The organism is Loktanella sp. S4079, assembly GCF_000967725.1.
In the GTDB taxonomy this organism is placed as follows: Bacteria; Pseudomonadota; Alphaproteobacteria; order Rhodobacterales; family Rhodobacteraceae; genus Yoonia.
Window position 1 is genome coordinate 1 of record NZ_JXYE01000008.1, and the last position, 20,765, is coordinate 20,765.

The following is a 20,765-nucleotide window of genomic DNA, read 5'->3' on the forward strand; positions in this document are numbered from 1 at the left end:
AACCTGAAGTTCAACGTAGAGCTGATCGCACCAATCGCGATGGAAGACGGCCTGCGCTTTGCGATCCGCGAAGGCGGCCGCACAGTTGGCGCTGGCGTTGTATCCAAAATCGTCGAATAAGCCGTAGGGTGGGTCTCGACCCACCACACGCAAATATACGAAAGGCCGCAGCATGCGCTGCGGCCTTTTGATTTTTAAAGGGAGTTTGTAGGCTCAGGTCAATTCAAATGCTAAGGATTCGTGATGTCTATATTTGTCTCACCAACCGACGATATCCCGCGCTGCGGCTGGTGCGCAGCGACCGAAGACTACATCGCCTATCACGACAATGAATGGGGCTTTCCTGTCGGGGATGATATTCGACTGTTTGAAAAACTATGCCTCGAAAGTTTCCAATCTGGCCTGAGCTGGCGCACTATCCTAACAAAACGCGAGAATTTTCGGGCGGCCTTTGCCGGGTTCGATTTTCGCAAGGTTGCAGAGTTCGATGACACGGATGTTGAACGACTGTTGAATGACGCAGGTATCGTGCGGCATCGCGGAAAAATAACGGCGGTGATTAACAACGCGCAGCGCTGCTGCGAGTTAGTCGAGAGCGAGGGATCACTGGCTGCATATGTCTGGGGGTTCGAGCCGCAAGATGAGGGCACAGAGCCGCAAACGCGCTCAACTTCTGACGCATCGGTCGCACTGTCAAAAGATCTGAAAAAACGTGGCTGGCGTTTTGTTGGCCCAACAACGGCCTATGCCTTTATGCAGGCGATGGGGCTGATCAATGACCATGCGATTGGCTGTGCATCGCGCGACATCGCGACACGCGCGCGACAATCGTTTGTTGTGCCCAAGGCTTAGTCACGGCCCGGGCGGTAGCCCTAGCATTTCGTCCGCACGCGCGGTTGTTTGCTGCATGAATTGATGCATCTCTTCGCGCAGTGTTTCGATTTGGCTGTCGTCCATTTTGCGCGTGATTGTGCCCTCAAACTGGCGGAATACATACGCGCCGTGCCCCTTTGGTCGTGGGACTAGCATCTGATCCCAACTGTTCAGACGTCGGCCGTTTTCGACCGAAAATGCGTAGCAGAACACAGGCATTCCCGTCGTCCGCGCCCAGTCGAGCGGGGCATCTTTGACCTCAAGCGCAGGGCCAAGCGGTCCGTCGCCCGTCATACCAATGCTCACCCCATTTTTGACGCTGCGCAGTACAGCTCGCGATGCTACCCGATTCGACCTTTTTCGCGACATCTGGATTGGTTGCAGGCCGACGCTGCGCTGCAATGCGCCGGACACACGCCCCACAGGTGAGCTGTCGTGCAGGCTCGAGAGCGGACCTTGTGCGACTGGCCAATGCAAAGCCCCCATCAGCGAACGGCTGTGCCACATGACCAGTAGTACGGGCCCGTTTTGAAGCGCGTCATGCAGTGCATCGCCACCTTCGATTTCCCATTGTATCCGCCGATTGCAAAATCCGAGGTAGCGACCAATCAGGCCAGCAATCCGTGCTGCCAGCCACTCTGATTTTTCGATTCGACGGCGGAGTGACACGAGCGCAGGGCCTTTGTTCATGAATTCATGCCGTTGTTTTCACATTTTTTGATCTGAACGCAAGTCTGGGGCGTGTTGCCTCTTGATCCGGTCTGAAATTCAGACTAGTCCGGCACTCGGTCCTAGGGGTATAGCTCAGTTGGTAGAGCGACGGTCTCCAAAACCGTAGGTCTGGAGTTCGAGTCTCCATGCCCCTGCCAGACCAGATCGTTGCCGCAACGCCGGAGGATCGCACAGTTTCATGTCAAATGAAGATTTCTCGCTCGCATTTCATATTGGCGCGCACAAAACGGCGACCTCTCATCTCCAGCAATCTATGCAAAAAGCCTCGGACGCGTTGAACGCGCTTGGTGTGCGCTACTACGGGCCAGAGCACTTCCGTCTTCCCGGACGCACGATTTCCGCGCTCTTTGGGTTGCGCCCGCGCGAAGGGGCGGGACGCATTAAGCGCACACCCAAAGAGCAGCTACTCTTGATGCGCAAGGGGGCCGACCGCGTCATCTTTAGCGAAGAGAATTTTATCGGCACATTGGCGAATCCTCGGCGTACCAAGGTCGAGGTTTACTATCCTCGCGCCGAGGAAAAAATCGCGCGGTTGTCGCAGGCAGTTGACCAGCCGATTGATGTGTTCTTGTCGATCCGCAACCCAGTCGCCTTGTTGAACTCTGTTTACTCGCAACAATTGCTTGGCAAAAAGATATATGCGTTGGATGAATTTCATGCGTTGAACCCAATCCAGAGCGTGGATTGGTTTGATCTGGTCCGCCGTTTGCGCGATCGCCCAGAGGTGAACGCGCTGACCGTTTGGGCCTATGAGGACTACAATGACCTGTTTCCGCAGGTGTGTTCTGCCCTTGCCGGTGTTGACGTTGGGCGGCATGTCGTGCCGATAAAACGGCGTATCAATCAGCGCCTGTCGGCAGAGGCAGTTGCTCATACTCTCGCACTTTATCAGTCGGGTGAGCGTGGCCGCCTTGCCCAAGCCGCGCGCGAGGCATTCCCCGTGGGCGACGCCTACCCGCGCTTTGATGGTTACTCCGCAGACCAACACGCGCAGGCAGCGGAACAGTACAAAGTTCAAATTGCGCAGATCGCGGCGCTTGATCGTGTCACCTTGCTCACCTCTGCGTGCGAATGAACGCCTCTCGGGGTTGAAATTGTCCCCCGAACACCGTATGTCGCCGGGTGTTTCCACAAAGGACGATATGCAATGGCCATCGCCAACCCAGTCAAGTTTTTCCAAGAGGTCCGCGCTGAGATCTCGAAGGTCACATGGCCAACACGCCGTGAGGTCATTCTGACCACAATCATGGTGTTCATTCTTGCGGCGCTTGCTGCGCTGTTTTTCTCGTTGGTGGACATGGCTATTCGCGGCGGTCTGACATGGGTGCTTGACTACTTTGGTGGTTAAGTGAACGGTGGAAATTGTCGCATGCCCCTTGAAAAAAATGGGTGCCAGCGGTAAGAGCCAGAAAACCCCGAAAATGGCGTGCGGCGAATCGAGCTTCACGCCGCTTTTATTTTCGGGACTAGCAGTACGCTGCTGGGTTTAATTTGAACATGCGCCCCATGTGGTGCGCGACGACAAGGTGCTTTGACACATGGCGAAACGTTGGTACTCCGTAAGCGTTCTCTCGAACTTCGAGAAGAAAATCGCAGAAGCGATCCGCACAAAAGCGGAAGAGCAGGGCTTGTCTGAGCAAATCGACGAAGTACTGGTGCCAACCGAAGAAGTAATCGAAGTGCGCCGTAACAAGAAGGTCACAACCGAGCGCCGCTTTATGCCCGGTTACGTTCTTGTTCACATGGAAATGTCTGATGAAGGTTACCACCTGATCAACTCGATCAACCGTGTAACAGGTTTCTTGGGTCCGCAAGGCCGCCCAATGCCGATGCGTGATGCCGAAGTGCAGGCGATCTTGGGCCGCGTTCAAGAGGGCGAAGAAGCTCCACGGACACTGATCCACTTTGAAATCGGTGAAAAGGTCAAGGTCAACGACGGCCCATTCGAAGACTTCGATGGTCTGGTCGAAGAAGTTGATGATGAGAACCAGCGCCTGAAAGTGACCGTTTCGATCTTTGGCCGGGCGACACCTGTTGAGCTCGAATATGGTCAAGTGACCAAGCAGTAAGAGCACTGCGATATTTTGGATTTGAAAAGGGGGTGCAGTGCGCCCCCTTTTTCGTTGTTAGGAAAGCCGTAAAACGACTGCTTCGTCACTAATGTCTAGCTGGTAGTCGGGAATTGACAGGTATTCGCCATCAGACGCGCCCGATACACCCAGCCCCGTTGCATCAAAGACAGAGGAATGGCGCCGGCTGCGATCGGTACATGCAAAGGGGGCATCGGGATTGCCCGTAATGCCGATGGCCTTGCCACGATGCGTACAGACAAGATTGGCCACAAAATATCCCGGGTCTTGTACAGTGCCGTCGCGATCATTTTCTTCGCCATAGGCAATTTGCGCAGGGGTGCGGTGATGAACGGCGATGTATTGAACCATATCGGTTGATGCATATTCTTCGTCGGCGGTTGGGCGCGCGATTATCGTCACTTCGCCGGGCAGTAATGCGCTGACGTCCACTTCTGCTGGGCCTTCTGGGACATTTACCAGATAGGTCTCGCCAATCGGGGTGTTGGTCGGAATATCCGCCCATTCATCGTCAATATTGGTTTGTGCATTCAAGATCGCCGGACAAAGAAGAACCGTACTGCTTGGGATCAGGGCGATAACCTGGCGACGGGTCATTTTATGCATATGTTTTATTCCTTTCGGTACCGCAGTGACATGTGAGAAAGCGTGTTGTCTTTGTCCCAAAGCAAATGTTTGAGGACGCCGAGGATGTGCAGAGCAATTAGCGCCAAGAGCACCCATTTCAGATCAAAGTGCCAGTACAAGAGAGTTTCACCCGTGTCTGATCGGGCAAACGCCTGACTTGCTGGCCATATCAAAAAAGGAGAGCGCAGACCCGAGGCCGCGACATAGCCGGTGATCACTAGCCCAATCATGCAAAGATAGAGTGAACCATGCGTGGCCTGAGCCGCGATCCGTTCCCAAAGCGCATGTGCTGAACGATGGACGCGCCGAAATCGCAGCCGCGCGATAATCCGACACGCAAGCAAAATCGCAAGTAGTTGTCCGGCAATTTGGTGCAGTTTGATGACCCACGCGCCCGTCCATTCGTTGCTAAACGCAAGACCTGACAGTACCAGTGCAATGATCAGAAGAACCGTGATCCAGTGATAGATGATTTGCGATGGTCTGTACTTCATGCTTTGGCTCTGATTCCCAGTTGTTTGGTGTCCTAGGCTAGTGCAACCAAGGCATTTGTCACATTATACGGACGCAATTTGAGTTTCCGCCGCGCAAACCTGCGTGATTGTCCGAAAATTCCGCAAAAAGGCTTGCATAGATGGTTCTAGTCTACTATCTGCACGCCCTATCCACCCCGAGAGGGAGGATACCTCGTGGGAGGTTGGGCGCGCGCGCGTGATCTGACCTGACCACACAACATTAGGTCTCGGGCGGCGCGCCGTACCGAGAGTTGGAAAAGGAGAGGCCCCATGGCCAAGAAAGTTGTTGGACAACTGAAACTGCAGGTTCCTGCAGGTGCAGCAAACCCATCCCCACCCGTCGGCCCAGCATTGGGTCAGCGCGGCATCAACATCATGGAATTCTGTAAAGCGTTTAACGCGAAAACAGCTGACATGGAAAACGGTGCACCTTGCCCGACCGTAATCACGTATTACGCGGACAAGTCTTTCTCGATGGACATCAAGACACCACCAGCGTCTTACTACATCAAGAAAGCAGCTAAGCTGAAATCTGGTTCACAAACACCTGGTAAGGCTGTTGCTGGTTCGATCACTGTTAAGCAGGTTCGTGAAATCGCAGAAGCGAAAATGAAAGACCTCAACGCGACTTCCGTTGAAGGTGCGATGCAGATCATCATGGGCTCTGCCCGCTCTATGGGTGTGGAGGTCAAGTAATGGCTAAAGTTGGTAAGCGTACTGCTGCAGCACGTGCAGCATTTGACGGCAAAGTAAACGTAACTGTTGCTGAAGCTGTCGCACTCGTTAAAGGCAACGCAAAAGCGAAATTCGACGAAACAGTTGAAATCGCAATGCAGCTGGGTGTTGACCCACGTCACGCCGACCAAATGGTCCGCGGCACGGTGAACCTGCCAAACGGCACAGGTAAAACTGTTCGCGTTGCTGTGTTTGCGCGTGGCGAAAAAGCTGACGAAGCAAAAGCAGCTGGTGCAGACATCGTTGGCGCAGAAGACCTGATGGAAACTGTTCAAGGCGGCACAATCGAATTTGATCGTTGTATTGCGACACCTGACATGATGGGTGTTGTTGGTCGCTTGGGTAAAGTTCTTGGCCCACGCAACCTGATGCCAAACCCACGTGTTGGTACAGTGACAATGGACGTCAAAGCGGCTGTAGAAGCTGCTAAAGGCGGCGAAGTGCAGTTCAAAGCTGAAAAAGCTGGTGTTGTGCACGCGGGTATCGGCAAGGCTTCTTTCGATGCAAAGCAGCTCGAAGAAAACCTGCTGGCTTTCGTTGACGCCGTAGGTAAAGCCAAGCCAACAGGCGCAAAAGGCACCTACATGAAGAAAATCGCCGTTAGCTCAACAATGGGCCCAGGCGTGACAGTTGACGTCGCATCGGCAACTGGCAACGAATAATCACTTCTCAATTGAAGTGATCTACGGCGGGTCAACTTGGTCCGCCGTTTTGTTTTCTTGGTTAAAAAGTCGTGAGTGGGGTTGGCAAGAAGCTCAACTCGCAGTAGGTAAAAATCCTGGCCCGAGAGATTGATTCGTTCGGGCCTTTATTCGTCCGAGACGGTGGGTTGGTTTATAGACCGCTAATTCCTGCCTGAGACGGGATAGACCAGATTTTTTCGAGGCTCTCCTCGGCAATTTGGACGCCCCGTTTACATGGACTGTAGACTGTCGGGCGGCTTGCCGTGTGACAAAATTAGAGCCGGTGCCGGTTTTCCGGTGCCAAACTTGGAGTAAAACTGTGGATAGAGCACAAAAAGAACAGCTGGTCGAAGATCTCGGCCAAGTCTTTGAAAGCTCTGGCGTCGTAGTGGTTGCCCGCTACGAAGGCATGACAGTTGCTGAAATGCAAGAACTGCGCGCGAACATGCGTGAAGCGGGTGGTTCTGTACGCGTTGCCAAGAACAAGCTCGCCAAAATCGCTTTGGAAGGTAAGCCTTGCGCAAGCATCGCAGAATACCTTTCAGGCATGACTGTGCTTGCCTATTCCGAAGACCCTGTCGCTGCGGCGAAGGTCGTGGATAAGTACGCCAAGGACAACGAGAAGCTTGTTGTTCTGGGTGGTGCGATGGGTGATCAAGCACTGGATCCTGCTGGTGTTAAAGCTGTTGCCGGTATGCCTTCACGTGAGGAGCTCATTGCTTCTATCGTTGGCTGCATTGGTGCACCTGCTTCGAACATCGCTGGGGCCATTGGCGCGCCTGCTTCGAACATCGCAAGCATTCTTTCGACCATCGAAGAGAAAGCTGCATAAAGCATCTGAATTGACTTGGGGCACTGCCCTGACGTTGGAACACACCTAAAACGAACGGAAAGCATAAAATGGCTGATCTGAAAAAACTGGCTGAAGAGATTGTTGGTCTGACCCTTCTCGAAGCACAAGAACTGAAAACAATCCTCAAAGACGAGTACGGCATCGAGCCTGCTGCTGGTGGCGCTGTAATGGTTGCTGGCGGTGCAGACGCTGGTGGCGAAGCTGCTGCTGAGAAAACTGAATTCGACGTCGTTCTGAAGAACGCTGGCGCTTCTAAAATCAACGTGATCAAAGAAGTTCGCGGCATCACAGGTCTTGGCCTGAAAGAAGCAAAAGAACTGGTTGAAGCTGGCGGCAAGATCAAAGAAGGCGCTGCGAAAGCAGAAGCTGAAGAGATCAAAGCTAAGCTGGAAGCAGTCGGCGCAGAAGTCGAACTGGCCTAAGCTAGTTTTTGGCGAGGTACATCTTCGTCAAGTAATTAAGGCTGGGCACGCAGAAATGCGTGTCCAGCCGAACCTGTCTTAGAGGTCGGCCAGTGCTGACCGACCCCTTGGGTAGGTTTGAGATGTCGGGAGGGTGCCGGTGGGACGGCAGCCACGAATAGACATCAAACCCCCGGTCAAATGGGTGGTGCGTCGCGGCCCGGGCGATGTGGCATTCGAGAGACAAACAAAAGGTGACACCGCATATGGCTTCCTCCTTCCTTGGTCAGAAACGCCTGCGTAAGTACTACGGCAAAATCCGTGAAGTGCTTGAAATGCCGAACCTCATCGAGGTTCAGAAATCTTCTTATGATCTATTCCTGCGCTCTGGCGACAGTGACACACCGCTTGACGGTGAAGGCATCAAAGGTGTCTTCCAGTCGGTATTCCCGATCAAAGATTTCAACGAAACTGCTCTGCTTGAGTTCGTAAAGTACGAGCTTGAAAAGCCTAAGTACGACGTCGAAGAGTGCATGCAGCGCGACATGACATATAGCGCGCCACTGAAAGTGACGCTGCGCTTGATCGTGTTTGATGTCGACGAAGACACAGGCAACAAGTCCGTCAAGGACATCAAAGAACAAGACGTGTTCATGGGCGATATGCCTTTGATGACGCCAAACGGCACATTTGTTGTGAACGGCACCGAGCGCGTGATCGTATCCCAGATGCACCGTTCACCTGGTGTGTTCTTTGATCACGACAAAGGTAAAACACATTCGTCCGGTAAACTGCTGTTTGCTTGCCGCATTATCCCATATCGCGGTAGCTGGTTGGACTTTGAATTTGATGCCAAGGACCTCGTGTTCTGCCGGATCGACCGTCGTCGTAAACTGCCAGTGACCACGCTGCTTTACGCATTGGGTCTGGACCAAGAAGGCATCATGAATGCCTACTATGATACCGTTGACTACCACTTGGACGCAAAAGCACGCGCTTGGCAGACCAAGTTCTTCCCAGAGCGCGTTCGTGGCACACGCCCTGCGTTCGACCTAGTTGACGCAAAAACTGGTGAAGTCATCGCTAAGGCTGGCGACAAGGTAACCCCACGTTCGGTCAAGAAACTGATCGACGAAGGTTCCGTCACCGATCTGCTGGTTCCCTACGAGAACATCATTGGTAAATTCGTTGCATGTGACATCATCAACGAAGAAAACGGTGCGATCTACGTCGAAGCAGGTGATGAGTTGACCGTTGAGGTCGACAAAGACGGCGACGTGATCGGCGGTACACTGAAAGATCTGGTTGATGCGGGCATCACCACGATCCCTGTACTGGACATCGATAACGTCAATGTTGGCTCTTACATGCGCAACACAATGGCGTCGGATAAGAACATGAACCGTGAAACGGCTCTCATGGATATCTACCGCGTGATGCGTCCGGGCGAGCCACCAACCGTTGATTCCGCCTCTGCGCTGTTTGACACCTTGTTCTTTGACAGCGAGCGTTATGATCTTTCCGCCGTTGGCCGTGTGAAAATGAACATGCGTCTTGATCTGGACGCAGAAGACAGCATGCGCACGCTGCGCAAAGAAGACATCATCGCTTGTATCAAAGCGCTGGTTGAACTGCGTGACGGCAAGGGCGACGTGGATGATATCGACCACCTCGGCAACCGTCGTGTACGTTCCGTTGGCGAGCTGATGGAAAACCAGTATCGTGTTGGCCTGCTTCGCATGGAACGCGCGATCAGAGAGCGTATGTCCAGCGTCGAAATCGACACTGTGATGCCGCAAGATTTGATCAACGCGAAACCTGCTGCTGCGGCTGTACGCGAATTCTTTGGCTCGAGCCAATTGTCGCAGTTCATGGACCAAACCAACCCATTGTCAGAAGTCACGCACAAGCGTCGTCTGTCTGCGCTTGGGCCAGGTGGTCTGACACGCGAACGTGCCGGCTTTGAGGTTCGTGACGTTCACCCAACGCACTACGGTCGTATGTGTCCAATTGAGACCCCAGAAGGTCCAAACATTGGTCTGATCAACTCACTGGCGACATTTGCCCGTGTGAACAAATACGGCTTTATCGAAACACCATACCGCAAGGTTGTCGAAGGCAAAGTAACTGACGAAGTCAGCTATATGTCCGCGACCGAAGAAATGCGTCACACAGTGGCGCAGGCCAACGCGAATTTGGACGAAGAAGGCCGTTTCAACAACGATCTGGTTTCGACACGTATGAACGGTGACTATACGCTGGCTCCGCGTGAAAACGTTGATCTGATCGACGTTTCACCGAAACAGCTGGTTTCTGTTGCTGCGTCCTTGATTCCGTTCCTTGAAAACGACGATGCGAACCGCGCATTGATGGGTTCAAACATGATGCGTCAGGCGGTTCCGCTGCTGCAAGCAGAGGCACCACTGGTCGGCACAGGTATCGAAGAAGTCGTTGCGCGTGACTCTGGCGCTGCGATCATGGCGAAGCGTGCTGGTATCATCGACCAAGTTGATGCACAGCGTATCGTTATTCGCGCGACACATGACCTCGAACTAGGTGATGCAGGCGTTGATATTTACCGCATGCGCAAGTTCCAGCGTTCGAACCAAAACACCTGCATCAACCAGCGCCCGCTGGTGAAGGTTGGCGATACGGTTCAAAAAGGTCAGGTTATTGCTGACGGCCCATCCACTGATATCGGTGAATTGGCGCTTGGTAAGAACGTGGTCGTCGCGTTTATGCCTTGGAACGGCTACAACTACGAAGACTCGATCCTGATCTCAGAGCGTATCACACGTGATGACGTCTTTACCTCGATCCACATCGAGGAATTCGAAGTTGCCGCACGTGATACAAAGCTTGGGCCAGAGGAAATCACACGTGATATTCCAAACGTCGGTGAAGAAGCGCTGCGTAACCTCGATGAGGCGGGTATCGTTTACATCGGTGCCGAAGTAGAGCCGGGCGACATTCTGGTCGGTAAGATCACACCAAAAGGCGAAAGCCCGATGACACCAGAAGAAAAGCTTCTGCGTGCTATCTTTGGTGAGAAAGCGTCTGACGTTCGCGATACATCGCTGCGCGTAAAGCCAGGTGATTTCGGTACGGTTGTTGAGGTGCGTGTCTTTAACCGCCATGGTGTGGAAAAAGACGAGCGTGCCCTGCAGATCGAACGCGAAGAAGTAGAACGTCTTGCACGTGACCGCGACGACGAGTTGGTGATCCTTGACCGGAACATCTATGCCCGTCTGAAGTCGATGATCCTTGGCAAAGAAGCTGTCAAAGGTCCGCGCGGCTTTAAGCCAAACTCCATCGTGACCGAGGAAACTCTGTCCGAGCTGAGCCGTGGCCAATGGTGGCAGATTGCTCTGAAAGACGAAGCTGACGCACAAGTTGTCGAAGCGCTGAACGAACAATACGAAATCCAGAAACGCGCAATGGACGCCCGTTTCGAGGATAAAGTTGAGAAAGTTCGCCGCGGTGATGACCTTCCACCGGGTGTGATGAAGATGGTCAAAGTCTTTATCGCTGTGAAGCGTAAGCTTCAGCCAGGTGATAAGATGGCGGGTCGTCACGGGAACAAAGGTGTTATTTCCAAGGTTGTACCGATGGAAGACATGCCGTTCCTTGCCGATGGTACACCAGTTGACTTCTGTCTGAACCCGCTCGGCGTTCCTTCACGGATGAACGTTGGTCAGATCCTAGAAACTCACATGGGTTGGGCTGCGCGCGGTCTGGGTCTTCAGATTGACGATGCACTGGGTGAATATCGTCGTTCGGGCGATCTGACACCGGTTCGCGAGGCAATGAAGATTGTCTACGGCGATGAGGTCTACAACGAAGGCGTCGAAGGTATGGACGAAGACCAATTGGTCGAAGCCGCCGGTAACGTCACACGTGGTGTGCCGATTGCAACGCCAGTCTTTGATGGCGCCAAAGAGGCAGACGTCAACGACGCGCTGACACGCGCTGGTTTTGACACCTCTGGTCAGTCGGTCCTTTACGATGGCCGCACAGGTGAACAGTTCAGCCGTAAGGTGACAGTCGGTGTGAAATACCTGCTGAAACTGCACCACTTGGTCGACGATAAGATCCACGCACGTTCCACTGGGCCTTACAGCCTTGTCACGCAGCAACCATTGGGCGGTAAAGCACAGTTCGGTGGTCAGCGTTTCGGGGAAATGGAAGTCTGGGCATTGGAAGCATATGGCGCAGCTTACACCCTGCAAGAGATGTTGACTGTGAAGTCGGATGACGTGGCAGGCCGGACGAAAGTCTACGAAAGCATCGTCAAAGGCGAGGATAACTTTGAGGCTGGCGTCCCAGAGTCATTCAACGTGCTCGTGAAAGAAGTCCGGGGCCTCGGCCTCAACATGGAACTCCTGGATGCGGAGGACGAGGAATAAGAAATTTCTAGAAATTTCTTGGGGCAGATCAAATTTCTAGAAATTTGATCGCTCCGCCTCCCACTCTGCACCCCAATTCAAGGAATTGAAGATGAACCAGGAACTGACAAACAACCCGTTTAACCCGCTCACACCGGCGAAAACGTTTGACGAAATCAAGGTGTCCTTGGCATCGCCAGAACGCATCCTTTCATGGTCGTTCGGTGAGATCAAAAAGCCAGAGACCATCAACTACCGTACGTTCAAACCAGAGCGTGACGGTCTGTTCTGTGCGCGTATCTTTGGCCCAATCAAAGATTACGAATGCCTATGCGGCAAATATAAGCGCATGAAATATCGCGGCGTTGTCTGCGAAAAATGTGGTGTTGAAGTTACGCTGCAAAAGGTCCGTCGCGAGCGCATGGGCCACATCGAACTAGCTGCACCCGTTGCTCACATCTGGTTCTTGAAATCGCTGCCATCCCGCATCGGTCTGATGCTGGACATGACACTGCGTGATCTTGAGCGCATTTTGTATTTCGAAAACTACGTTGTGATCGAACCAGGTCTGACAGACCTGACCTATGGTCAGTTGATGACCGAAGAAGAGTACAACGACGCGCAGGATCTGTACGGCATGGACGCGTTCCAAGCCAACATCGGTGCTGAAGCGATCCGCGAAATGCTGTCTCAGATTGATCTGGAAGGTGAAGCAGAGCAATTGCGCGCCGACCTGAAAGAGGCAACAGGTGAACTGAAGCCTAAGAAGATCATCAAGCGCTTGAAGATCGTCGAGAACTTCCTTGAATCTGGCAACCGTCCTGAATGGATGGTTATGACAGTGATCCCTGTGATCCCACCAGAGCTGCGCCCACTGGTGCCGCTGGATGGAGGCCGCTTTGCGACATCTGATCTGAACGATCTGTATCGCCGCGTGATCAACCGGAACAACCGTCTGAAGCGTCTGATCGAATTGCGCGCACCTGACATCATCGTCCGCAACGAAAAGCGGATGCTGCAGGAATCTGTTGACGCACTGTTCGACAACGGTCGTCGTGGTCGCGTGATCACTGGTGCTAACAAGCGCCCGCTGAAATCGCTGTCCGACATGCTGAAGGGTAAGCAAGGTCGCTTCCGTCAAAACCTTTTGGGTAAGCGCGTCGACTTCTCTGGTCGTTCGGTCATTGTGACGGGCCCAGAGCTGAAACTGCACCAATGTGGTCTGCCGAAAAAGATGGCTCTGGAGCTGTTCAAGCCGTTCATCTATTCGCGTCTTGAAGCAAAAGGTCTGTCTTCAACCGTGAAACAGGCGAAAAAGCTGGTCGAAAAAGAGCGTCCCGAAGTTTGGGATATCTTGGACGAGGTGATCCGCGAACACCCAGTGTTCCTGAACCGTGCGCCTACGCTGCACCGTTTGGGTATTCAGGCGTTCGAACCCACCTTGATCGAAGGTAAAGCGATCCAGCTGCACCCGCTTGTCTGTTCTGCGTTTAACGCTGACTTTGACGGCGACCAAATGGCTGTTCACGTGCCTCTCTCGCTGGAAGCCCAGCTGGAAGCACGCGTCTTGATGATGTCGACAAACAACGTTCTGTCGCCTGCCAACGGTGCGCCAATCATCGTTCCTTCACAGGATATGATCTTGGGCCTCTACTACACGACCATCATGCGCGAAGGCATGAAGGGCGAAGGTATGGAGTTCAAAGACATTGAAGAGGTCGAGCACGCGCTGAACGCTGGTGAAGTGCACCTGCACGCGAAAATCACCGCACGTATGCCGCAGATCGACGAAGAAGGTAACGAAGTGATGGTTCGCTTCGAAACCACTCCTGGTCGCTTGCGTCTAGGTGGTCTGTTGCCGATGAACGCCAAAGCACCGTTTGCCTTGGTGAACCGTCTGCTGCGTAAGAAAGAAGTTCAGCAGGTTATTGATACTGTCTACCGCTACTGCGGTCAGAAGGAATCTGTGATCTTCTGTGATCAGATCATGACCATGGGTTTCCGTGAAGCGTTCCGGGCAGGCATCTCGTTTGGTAAAGACGACATGGTAATCCCGAACAACAAATGGGAACTGGTCGATGAAACACGTGATCAAGTTAAAGACTTTGAACAGCAGTACATGGACGGCCTGATTACACAGGGCGAAAAGTACAACAAAGTTGTTGATGCGTGGTCAAAGGCCAACGACAAAGTCACAGATGCGATGATGTCGACCATTTCAGATTCCGGTCGCGACGCGAACGGCGCTGAAAATGAACCAAACTCGGTCTACATGATGGCCCACTCTGGTGCCCGTGGTTCGGTTACGCAGATGAAGCAGCTTGGTGGTATGCGTGGTCTGATGGCAAAGCCAAACGGCGAAATCATCGAAACACCGATCATCTCGAACTTTAAAGAAGGTCTGACCGTTCTTGAGTACTTCAACTCGACCCACGGTGCCCGTAAGGGTCTGTCAGATACGGCGTTGAAAACTGCGAACTCTGGTTACCTGACACGTCGTCTGGTTGACGTTGCACAAGACTGCATCGTGCGCGAAGTCGATTGTGGTACAGAGCGTGCGATCACAGCTGAAGCTGCGGTCAATGACGGTGAAGTCGTTGCTTCTCTGGCAGAGCGTGTTCTTGGCCGTGTTTCTGCAGATGACGTGCTGAAGCCGGGTACGGACGAGGTGATCGTCGAAGCAGGTGAACTGATCGACGAGCGCAAAGCCGACATGATCGACGTTTCATCCATCAGCAAAATGCGTATCCGCAGCCCGCTGACATGTGAATCCGAAGATGGCGTTTGTGCAATGTGCTATGGTCGTGACCTTGCACGCGGTACACGCGTTAACATCGGCGAAGCAGTTGGTATCATCGCAGCTCAGTCCATCGGTGAGCCTGGTACACAGCTGACCATGCGTACGTTCCACATTGGTGGTGTTGCGCAGGGTGGCCAACAGTCGTTCCAAGAGGCTTCTCAGCCAGGTAAGATCCGTTTCGACAACGCGAACTTGCTGGAAAATGCTGCTGGCGAAACCATTGTCATGGGTCGGAACATGGTTCTGTCCATCATCGATGCCGAAGGCGCTGAAATCGCAAACCACAAAGTTGGTTACGGTTCTAAGGTCTTTGTCAAAGAAGGTCAGGATATCCTGCGTGGTGACAAGCTGTTTGAATGGGATCCATTCACGCTGCCAATCATCGCCGAGAAATCAGGTCGCGCGAAATACGTTGATCTGGTGAACGGTATCGCTGTTCGCGAAGACACTGACGAAGCAACTGGCATGACCCAGCGGATCGTGGCTGACTGGCGTGCTGCGCCAAAAGGCAACGAACTGGCGCCAAAGATTATCGTTGCAGGGCCAGATGGTGAGCCAGCGGTCAAAGACGATGGCAACCCAGTTGCATACAGCATGTCTGTTGATGCGATCCTGTCGGTTGATGACGGTCAAGAGATCCAAGCCGGTGACGTTGTTGCGCGTATTCCTCGTGAAGGCGCGAAAACAAAAGACATTACCGGTGGTCTGCCCCGCGTTGCTGAACTGTTCGAAGCACGTCGTCCAAAAGATCACGCAATCATCGCAGAGATTGATGGTTATGTGCGCTTTGGTAAGGACTACAAGAACAAGCGCCGCATCGCGATTGAATCTGCCGAGGATGCAGACGTTAAAGTCGAATACATGGTGCCTAAGGGCAAGCACATCCCAGTTGCGGAAGGTGACTTTGTCCAGAAGGGTGACTACATCATGGACGGCAACCCGGCTCCGCACGATATTCTTGCGGTTATGGGTGTCGAAGCCTTGGCTGACTACATGATCGACGAGGTTCAGGACGTCTATCGTCTGCAAGGTGTTAAGATCAACGACAAGCACATCGAAGTTATCGTACGTCAGATGCTCCAGAAATGGGAAATCCAAGACAGCGGTGACACCGTTCTGCTGAAAGGCGAGAACGTCGATAAGGCTGAATTCGATGAAGCAAACGCCAAGGCGCTGAAGCGCGGTGACCGCCCTGCGACAGGTGAACCAATCCTCTTGGGTATCACCAAAGCATCGCTGCAGACGCGTTCGTTCATCTCTGCGGCATCGTTCCAGGAAACCACGCGCGTTCTGACCGAGGCTTCGGTTCAGGGTAAACGTGATAAGCTGATCGGTCTGAAAGAGAACGTGATCGTGGGTCGTCTGATCCCAGCCGGTACTGGCGGTGCGACACAGCAAATGCGCCGTGTTGCTGCGGATCGTGACAACGTCGTCGTCGAAGCGCGCCGTCTGGAGGCCGAACAAGCCGCCGCTCTCGCCGCGCCAATGGACACCTCGAACGAGGTTTCCGAGAGCGACGTCTTCAGCGATCTCGTCGTCGACACGCCTGAAGGCGGCGAAGAGTAAGATCTAAGAAACGCTGAAAAGCCCCCGCTTTGTCGGGGGCTTTTTTGTTGACGATAGTTGTCGCACGGCGTGAGCGCGGGGTCTTGCGGCGACAAATCCGTTTGGCTTTGAAGCGAAAAGAAAACTCGTAACAAAAATAACAATCCTTAGGTGGATCTTGGTTAAGTGGGCGCGTGTTCGAACAACATGCGTCGCGAAAAGAACACCAGTTGTCTATTCGTGGCTAGCTACATTCACGAAACGGGATTACTGATCAGGAATGACCACCTTTTCCGAGAATATTCGCGGCGCGCTCCTGATGATGGGGGGGATGTGTGCCTATACGGTAAACGACGCCTTTATGAAGGCGCTTTCTGATGAAATCCCGCTCTTTGAGGCTGTGCTTTGGCGTGGGATTGGTGCCGTGATCTGCTTGATGATCATGTGCAAGCTGATGGGGCAATTACGGTTCAATCTGCCGACCAGTGAATGGGGCCTGATCTTGCTGCGTAGTCTTGGAGAAGTCGGGGGGACCTATTTCTTTCTGACGGCGCTATTCAACATGCCGATCGCTAATGTCAGTGCGATTTTGCAATCGCTGCCCCTTGCCGTCAGCCTGAGCGCCGCGCTGTTCCTAAAGGAGCCGCTGGGTTGGCGCCGGATGACCGCGATTAGCGTGGGCTTCGCTGGTGTACTTTTGATTATCCAGCCGGGTGGGGCGGATTTTAACCTGTTCAGCCTATATGCCTTGGCGTCAGTTGCCTGCATCACGGTGCGTGATGTTGTTGTCAGGCGGATGTCCAAGGAAACGCCATCTATCTTCATTGCCTTGATCGCGGCTATCGGGGTGACCATGCTTGGTGGCGTTGGCATGATGTTTACCGAGAGCGTTCCGTTTTCCACCAAAGCTGGGCTGCAACTCTTTGGGGCGACGGCTTTCTTGATTTGCGGCTACATCTTTTCAGTGACCGCGATGCGTTGGGGCGAGATCAGCTTTGTCGCGCCATTCAGATATACCAGTCTGATTGTTGCAATGATCTTGGGTGTGCTCGTCTTTGGGGAATGGCCAAATGCACTGACGATGATCGGGGCTGCAATTGTTGTCGCTACCGGCTTGTTTACGCTTTATCGCGAAAGCCGGACCGGCGCGAAACCCAGACGGGTGCCCTCTGCGCGCTAGGGTCAGCTGGGCAACTGTTGACAGGCAACCCGACTCCCCCTATACGCCGCTCATCCGGGCTAGGGGGATACCCTCTTTTGTCCCGATATCAAAGTTGAGTGGTCAAGAACCGGACGCCTATTGTCTTGTTCCTCTGTAACCAACCGCACCGAACCTCCGGTAAGGGTTCGACTGCGGAATTTTTGTGCTTTTCGATTCCGAAGGGCATTTATTGAAACCGCGCTCGTGAGGGCGCAACACGTGAATAGATGGGAACATCAAACGATGCCAACGATTCAGCAGCTGATCCGCAAGCCGCGCCAGCCGAAAGTTAACAAATCCAAGTCCATGCACTTGGAATCCTGCCCTCAGAAGCGTGGCGTTTGCACACGCGTCTACACAACGACACCAAAGAAACCAAACTCTGCGATGCGTAAGGTTGCCAAAGTGCGCCTGACAAACGGTTTCGAAGTCATCTCTTACATCCCAGGTGAAAGCCACAACCTTCAGGAACACTCTGTGGTTCTGATCCGCGGCGGCCGTGTAAAAGATTTGCCAGGTGTTCGTTACCACATTCTGCGCGGTGTGCTTGATACACAAGGTGTTAAAGACCGTAAGCAGCGTCGTTCGAAGTACGGCGCGAAGCGTCCTAAGTAAGGAAGAGATTAGATGTCACGTCGTCACGCCGCTGAAAAACGCGAAGTTCTGCCAGACGCAAAGTTTGGCGATATCATCCTGACCAAGTTCATGAACAACCTCATGATCGACGGTAAAAAATCTGTTGCTGAACGCATCGTTTACAACGCATTCGATCGCGTTGAAGACAAGCTGAAAAAAGCACCTGTGGAAGTGTTCCACGAGGCGCTGGACAACATCAAGCCTTCCGTCGAAGTGCGTTCGCGCCGCGTGGGTGGTGCAACATACCAGGTTCCTGTTGAGGTTCGCCCTGAGCGCCGCGAAGCTTTGGCTATTCGCTGGCTGATCAAAGCTGCCAAAGCACGCAACGAGAACACCATGGAAGAGCGCCTTGCTGGCGAACTGCTCGACGCCGTTAACGGCCGTGGTGCAGCTGTCAAAAAGCGCGAAGACACTCACAAGATGGCCGACGCGAACAAAGCGTTCAGCCACTATCGCTGGTAACTTAGGGAAGCACCAATTATGGCACGCGAATACCCCCTCGAACTGTATCGTAACTTTGGGATCATGGCCCACATCGACGCAGGTAAAACAACCTGCTCCGAGCGGATCCTTTACTATACAGGTAAATCACACAACATCGGCGAAGTGCACGATGGTGCAGCGACCATGGACTGGATGGAGCAAGAGCAAGAGCGTGGGATCACCATTACCTCTGCTGCGACAACCACATTCTGGGAACGCACAGAAGACGGCCAAACAGCCGACACTCCAAAGCACCGCCTGAACATCATCGACACACCAGGCCACGTTGACTTCACAATCGAAGTTGAGCGTTCCTTGGCGGTTCTCGATGGCGCGGTTTGTGTTCTTGACGCAAACGCAGGTGTTGAACCTCAGACTGAAACAGTGTGGCGTCAGGCTGACCGCTACAAAGTTCCGCGTATGGTTTTCGTCAACAAAATGGACAAAATCGGCGCTGACTTCTTCAACTGTGTTAACATGATTGAAGAGCGCACTGGCGCGACTGCTGTTCCCGTTGCTTTCCCCATCGGTGCGGAAAACGAACTGGAAGGTCTGGTTGATCTGGTCACTATGGAAGAGTGGCTGTGGCAAGGTGAAGACCTTGGCGCGTCTTGGATCAAAGCACCAATCCGTGACAGCTTGAAAGATCAAGCTGACGAATGGCGTGCAAAGCTGATCGAAAACGCTGTTGAGCAAGACGACGAAGCAATGATGGAATACCTCGAAGGCAACGAGCCTGACGTTCCTGCATTGCGCGCTCTGATCCGTAAGGGCTGCCTGTCCATGGCGTTCGTTCCGGTTCTGGGTGGTTCTGCGTTCAAAAACAAAGGTGTTCAGCCTCTGTTGAACGCGGTTATCGACTATCTGCCTAGCCCGCTGGACGTTGTTGACTACATGGGCTTTAAGCCCGGCGACGAGAACGAGGTTCGTGACATTGCACGTCGTGCAGATGACGACATGGCCTTCTCTGGTCTTGCATTCAAAATCATGAACGACCCATTCGTTGGCTCGCTGACGTTCACACGTATCTACTCTGGTACACTGAGCAAAGGCGACACAATGCTCAACTCTACCAAGGGTCACAAAGAGCGTGTTGGCCGTATGATGATGATGCACTCGAATGACCGTGAGGAAATCGAAGAAGCATTTGCTGGCGACATTATCGCGCTTGGTGGTCTAAAGAACACCACAACCGGTGATACGCTTTGTGCGCAAAACGACCCAGTTGTTCTTGAAACAATGACGTTCCCAGATCCTGTGATCGAGATCGCTGTTGAGCCAAAAACAAAAGGCGACCAAGAGAAAATGGGCATCGCGCTGCAGCGTCTGTCCGCCGAAGATCCATCCTTCCGCGTGGAAACTGATCTGGAATCAGGTCAGACCATCATGAAGGGTATGGGCGAACTTCACCTCGACATCCTTGTTGACCGCATGAAGCGCGAATTCAAAGTTGAGGCGAACATCGGTGCTCCTCAGGTTGCTTACCGTGAAACCATTGGTCACGCTGTTGAGCACTCTTACACCCACAAGAAGCAGTCTGGTGGTTCTGGTCAGTTCGGTGAAGTTAAGCTGAACATCATGCCTACAGAGCCAGGCGAAGGTTACTCTTTCGAGTCGCTGATCGTTGGTGGTGCTGTTCCAAAAGAATACATCCCTGGCGTCGAAAAAGGTATCCAGTCCGTTATGGACAGCGGTCCTTTGGCTGGCTTCCCAGTGATCGACTTCAAGGTGCAGCTGCTGGACGGTAAGTTCCACGATGTTGACTCTTCGATCCTCGCATTCGAAATCGCTGCACGTATGTGTATGCGTGAAGGTATGCGCAAGGCTGGTGCGAAACTGCTCGAGCCAATCATGAAGGTCGAGGTGATCACACCTGAAGAGTACACTGGTGGTATCATCGGTGACCTGACTTCACGTCGCGGTCAGGTTCAGGGTCAAGACACCCGCGGTAACGCAATCGCAATCGACGCGATGGTACCGCTGGCAAACATGTTCGGCTACATCAACACACTGCGTTCCATGTCTTCGGGCCGTGCGCAGTTTACGATGCAGTTCGACCACTACGATCCGGTTCCACAGAACCTGTCCGAAGAGATCCAAAAGAAATACGCTTAATCCCCTTGGGGGTAAGCACCCCGCGGTTCGCTCCGGGGTACAACTTAATTGAATATCCAAGGAGGCCACTATGGCTAAGGAAAAGTTTGAA

General features: G+C 53.2%; 18 protein-coding genes and 1 tRNA gene. 16 read left to right on the forward strand and 3 right to left on the reverse strand.

Annotated features, from left to right (window positions below):
* Positions 1–120 (forward strand): EF-Tu C-terminal domain-related protein (locus TW80_RS17900; RefSeq protein WP_157033275.1); only part of this gene is annotated, 120 nt, incomplete at its 5' end.
* Between the two features lie 123 nt (positions 121–243).
* A complete protein-coding gene (locus TW80_RS15645) occupies positions 244–852 on the forward strand; it encodes a DNA-3-methyladenine glycosylase I (protein ID WP_045998405.1) in 609 nt (202 codons plus the stop codon).
* Here TW80_RS15645 and TW80_RS15650 read toward each other — a convergent pair whose 3' ends face one another.
* Positions 853–1,563 (reverse strand): lysophospholipid acyltransferase family protein, encoded by a 711-nt coding sequence (locus TW80_RS15650; protein WP_239450572.1) that lies wholly within the window; start codon positions 1,561–1,563, stop codon positions 853–855.
* Between the two features lie 103 nt (positions 1,564–1,666).
* On the opposite strand from TW80_RS15650, the gene TW80_RS15655 reads away from it, so the two are divergent.
* The 4 genes from TW80_RS15655 (at position 1,667) to nusG (ending at position 3,674) form a co-directional block, all read left to right on the forward strand.
* Positions 1,667–1,742 (forward strand) — tRNA-Trp (locus TW80_RS15655).
* A 41-nt stretch (positions 1,743–1,783) separates the two neighbouring features.
* Positions 1,784–2,680 carry a hypothetical protein gene (locus TW80_RS15660; RefSeq protein ID WP_045998406.1) on the forward strand — a complete coding sequence of 299 codons (897 nt, stop codon included), beginning with the start codon at positions 1,784–1,786 and terminating at the stop codon, positions 2,678–2,680.
* Between the two features lie 72 nt (positions 2,681–2,752).
* Entirely contained in the window at positions 2,753–2,953 is a 201-nt protein-coding gene (gene secE / locus TW80_RS15665) for a preprotein translocase subunit SecE (RefSeq protein ID WP_045998407.1), read from the forward strand.
* Positions 2,954–3,143: 190 nt separating this feature from the next.
* Positions 3,144–3,674 carry a transcription termination/antitermination protein NusG gene (nusG, locus tag TW80_RS15670; protein WP_045998408.1) on the forward strand — a complete coding sequence of 177 codons (531 nt, stop codon included), beginning with the start codon at positions 3,144–3,146 and terminating at the stop codon, positions 3,672–3,674.
* 57 nt (positions 3,675–3,731) lie between these two features.
* On the opposite strand, the gene TW80_RS15675 is transcribed toward nusG, so the two are convergent.
* Positions 3,732–4,301 carry a hypothetical protein gene (locus tag TW80_RS15675; protein ID WP_045998409.1) on the reverse strand — a complete coding sequence of 190 codons (570 nt, stop codon included), beginning with the start codon at positions 4,299–4,301 and terminating at the stop codon, positions 3,732–3,734.
* Between the two features lie 5 nt (positions 4,302–4,306).
* The gene (locus TW80_RS15680) at positions 4,307–4,816 is read right to left on the reverse strand and encodes a cytochrome b (RefSeq protein WP_045998410.1); all 510 of its coding nucleotides are present in this window, start codon (positions 4,814–4,816) and stop codon (positions 4,307–4,309) included.
* Between the two features lie 291 nt (positions 4,817–5,107).
* Here TW80_RS15680 and rplK point away from each other — a divergent pair, with 291 nt between their 5' ends.
* The 10 genes from rplK to fusA all read left to right on the forward strand — a co-directional run bounded on the left by rplK (position 5,108) and on the right by fusA (position 20,674).
* Positions 5,108–5,533 (forward strand): 50S ribosomal protein L11, encoded by a 426-nt coding sequence (rplK, locus tag TW80_RS15685; RefSeq protein WP_045998411.1) that lies wholly within the window; start codon positions 5,108–5,110, stop codon positions 5,531–5,533.
* The gene (gene rplA, locus TW80_RS15690; RefSeq protein ID WP_045998412.1) at positions 5,533–6,234 is read left to right on the forward strand and encodes a 50S ribosomal protein L1; all 702 of its coding nucleotides are present in this window, start codon (positions 5,533–5,535) and stop codon (positions 6,232–6,234) included. The genes rplK and rplA overlap by 1 nt, the downstream gene beginning before the upstream one ends.
* A gap of 340 nt (positions 6,235–6,574) precedes the next feature.
* Positions 6,575–7,087, forward strand: coding sequence for a 50S ribosomal protein L10 (gene rplJ, locus TW80_RS15695; protein WP_045998413.1), 513 nt, complete (start codon positions 6,575–6,577; stop codon positions 7,085–7,087).
* 68 nt (positions 7,088–7,155) lie between these two features.
* Entirely contained in the window at positions 7,156–7,530 is a 375-nt protein-coding gene (rplL, locus tag TW80_RS15700; RefSeq protein ID WP_045998414.1) for a 50S ribosomal protein L7/L12, read from the forward strand.
* 245 nt (positions 7,531–7,775) lie between these two features.
* The gene (gene rpoB, locus TW80_RS15705; RefSeq protein ID WP_045998415.1) at positions 7,776–11,915 is read left to right on the forward strand and encodes a DNA-directed RNA polymerase subunit beta; all 4,140 of its coding nucleotides are present in this window, start codon (positions 7,776–7,778) and stop codon (positions 11,913–11,915) included.
* A 91-nt stretch (positions 11,916–12,006) separates the two neighbouring features.
* Positions 12,007–16,260, forward strand: a complete 4,254-nt coding sequence (gene rpoC, locus TW80_RS15710; RefSeq protein WP_045998416.1) for a DNA-directed RNA polymerase subunit beta' — start codon at positions 12,007–12,009, stop codon at positions 16,258–16,260.
* Positions 16,261–16,519: 259 nt separating this feature from the next.
* Positions 16,520–17,419, forward strand: coding sequence for a DMT family transporter (locus TW80_RS15715; RefSeq protein WP_045998417.1), 900 nt, complete (start codon positions 16,520–16,522; stop codon positions 17,417–17,419).
* Between the two features lie 264 nt (positions 17,420–17,683).
* Positions 17,684–18,055, forward strand: a complete 372-nt coding sequence (gene rpsL, locus TW80_RS15720) for a 30S ribosomal protein S12 (RefSeq protein ID WP_045998418.1) — start codon at positions 17,684–17,686, stop codon at positions 18,053–18,055.
* Positions 18,056–18,067: 12 nt separating this feature from the next.
* The gene (rpsG, locus tag TW80_RS15725; RefSeq protein ID WP_045998419.1) at positions 18,068–18,538 is read left to right on the forward strand and encodes a 30S ribosomal protein S7; all 471 of its coding nucleotides are present in this window, start codon (positions 18,068–18,070) and stop codon (positions 18,536–18,538) included.
* Positions 18,539–18,556: 18 nt separating this feature from the next.
* Positions 18,557–20,674 carry an elongation factor G gene (gene fusA, locus TW80_RS15730; RefSeq protein WP_045998420.1) on the forward strand — a complete coding sequence of 706 codons (2,118 nt, stop codon included), beginning with the start codon at positions 18,557–18,559 and terminating at the stop codon, positions 20,672–20,674.
* Positions 20,675–20,765: the final 91 nt, after the last annotated feature.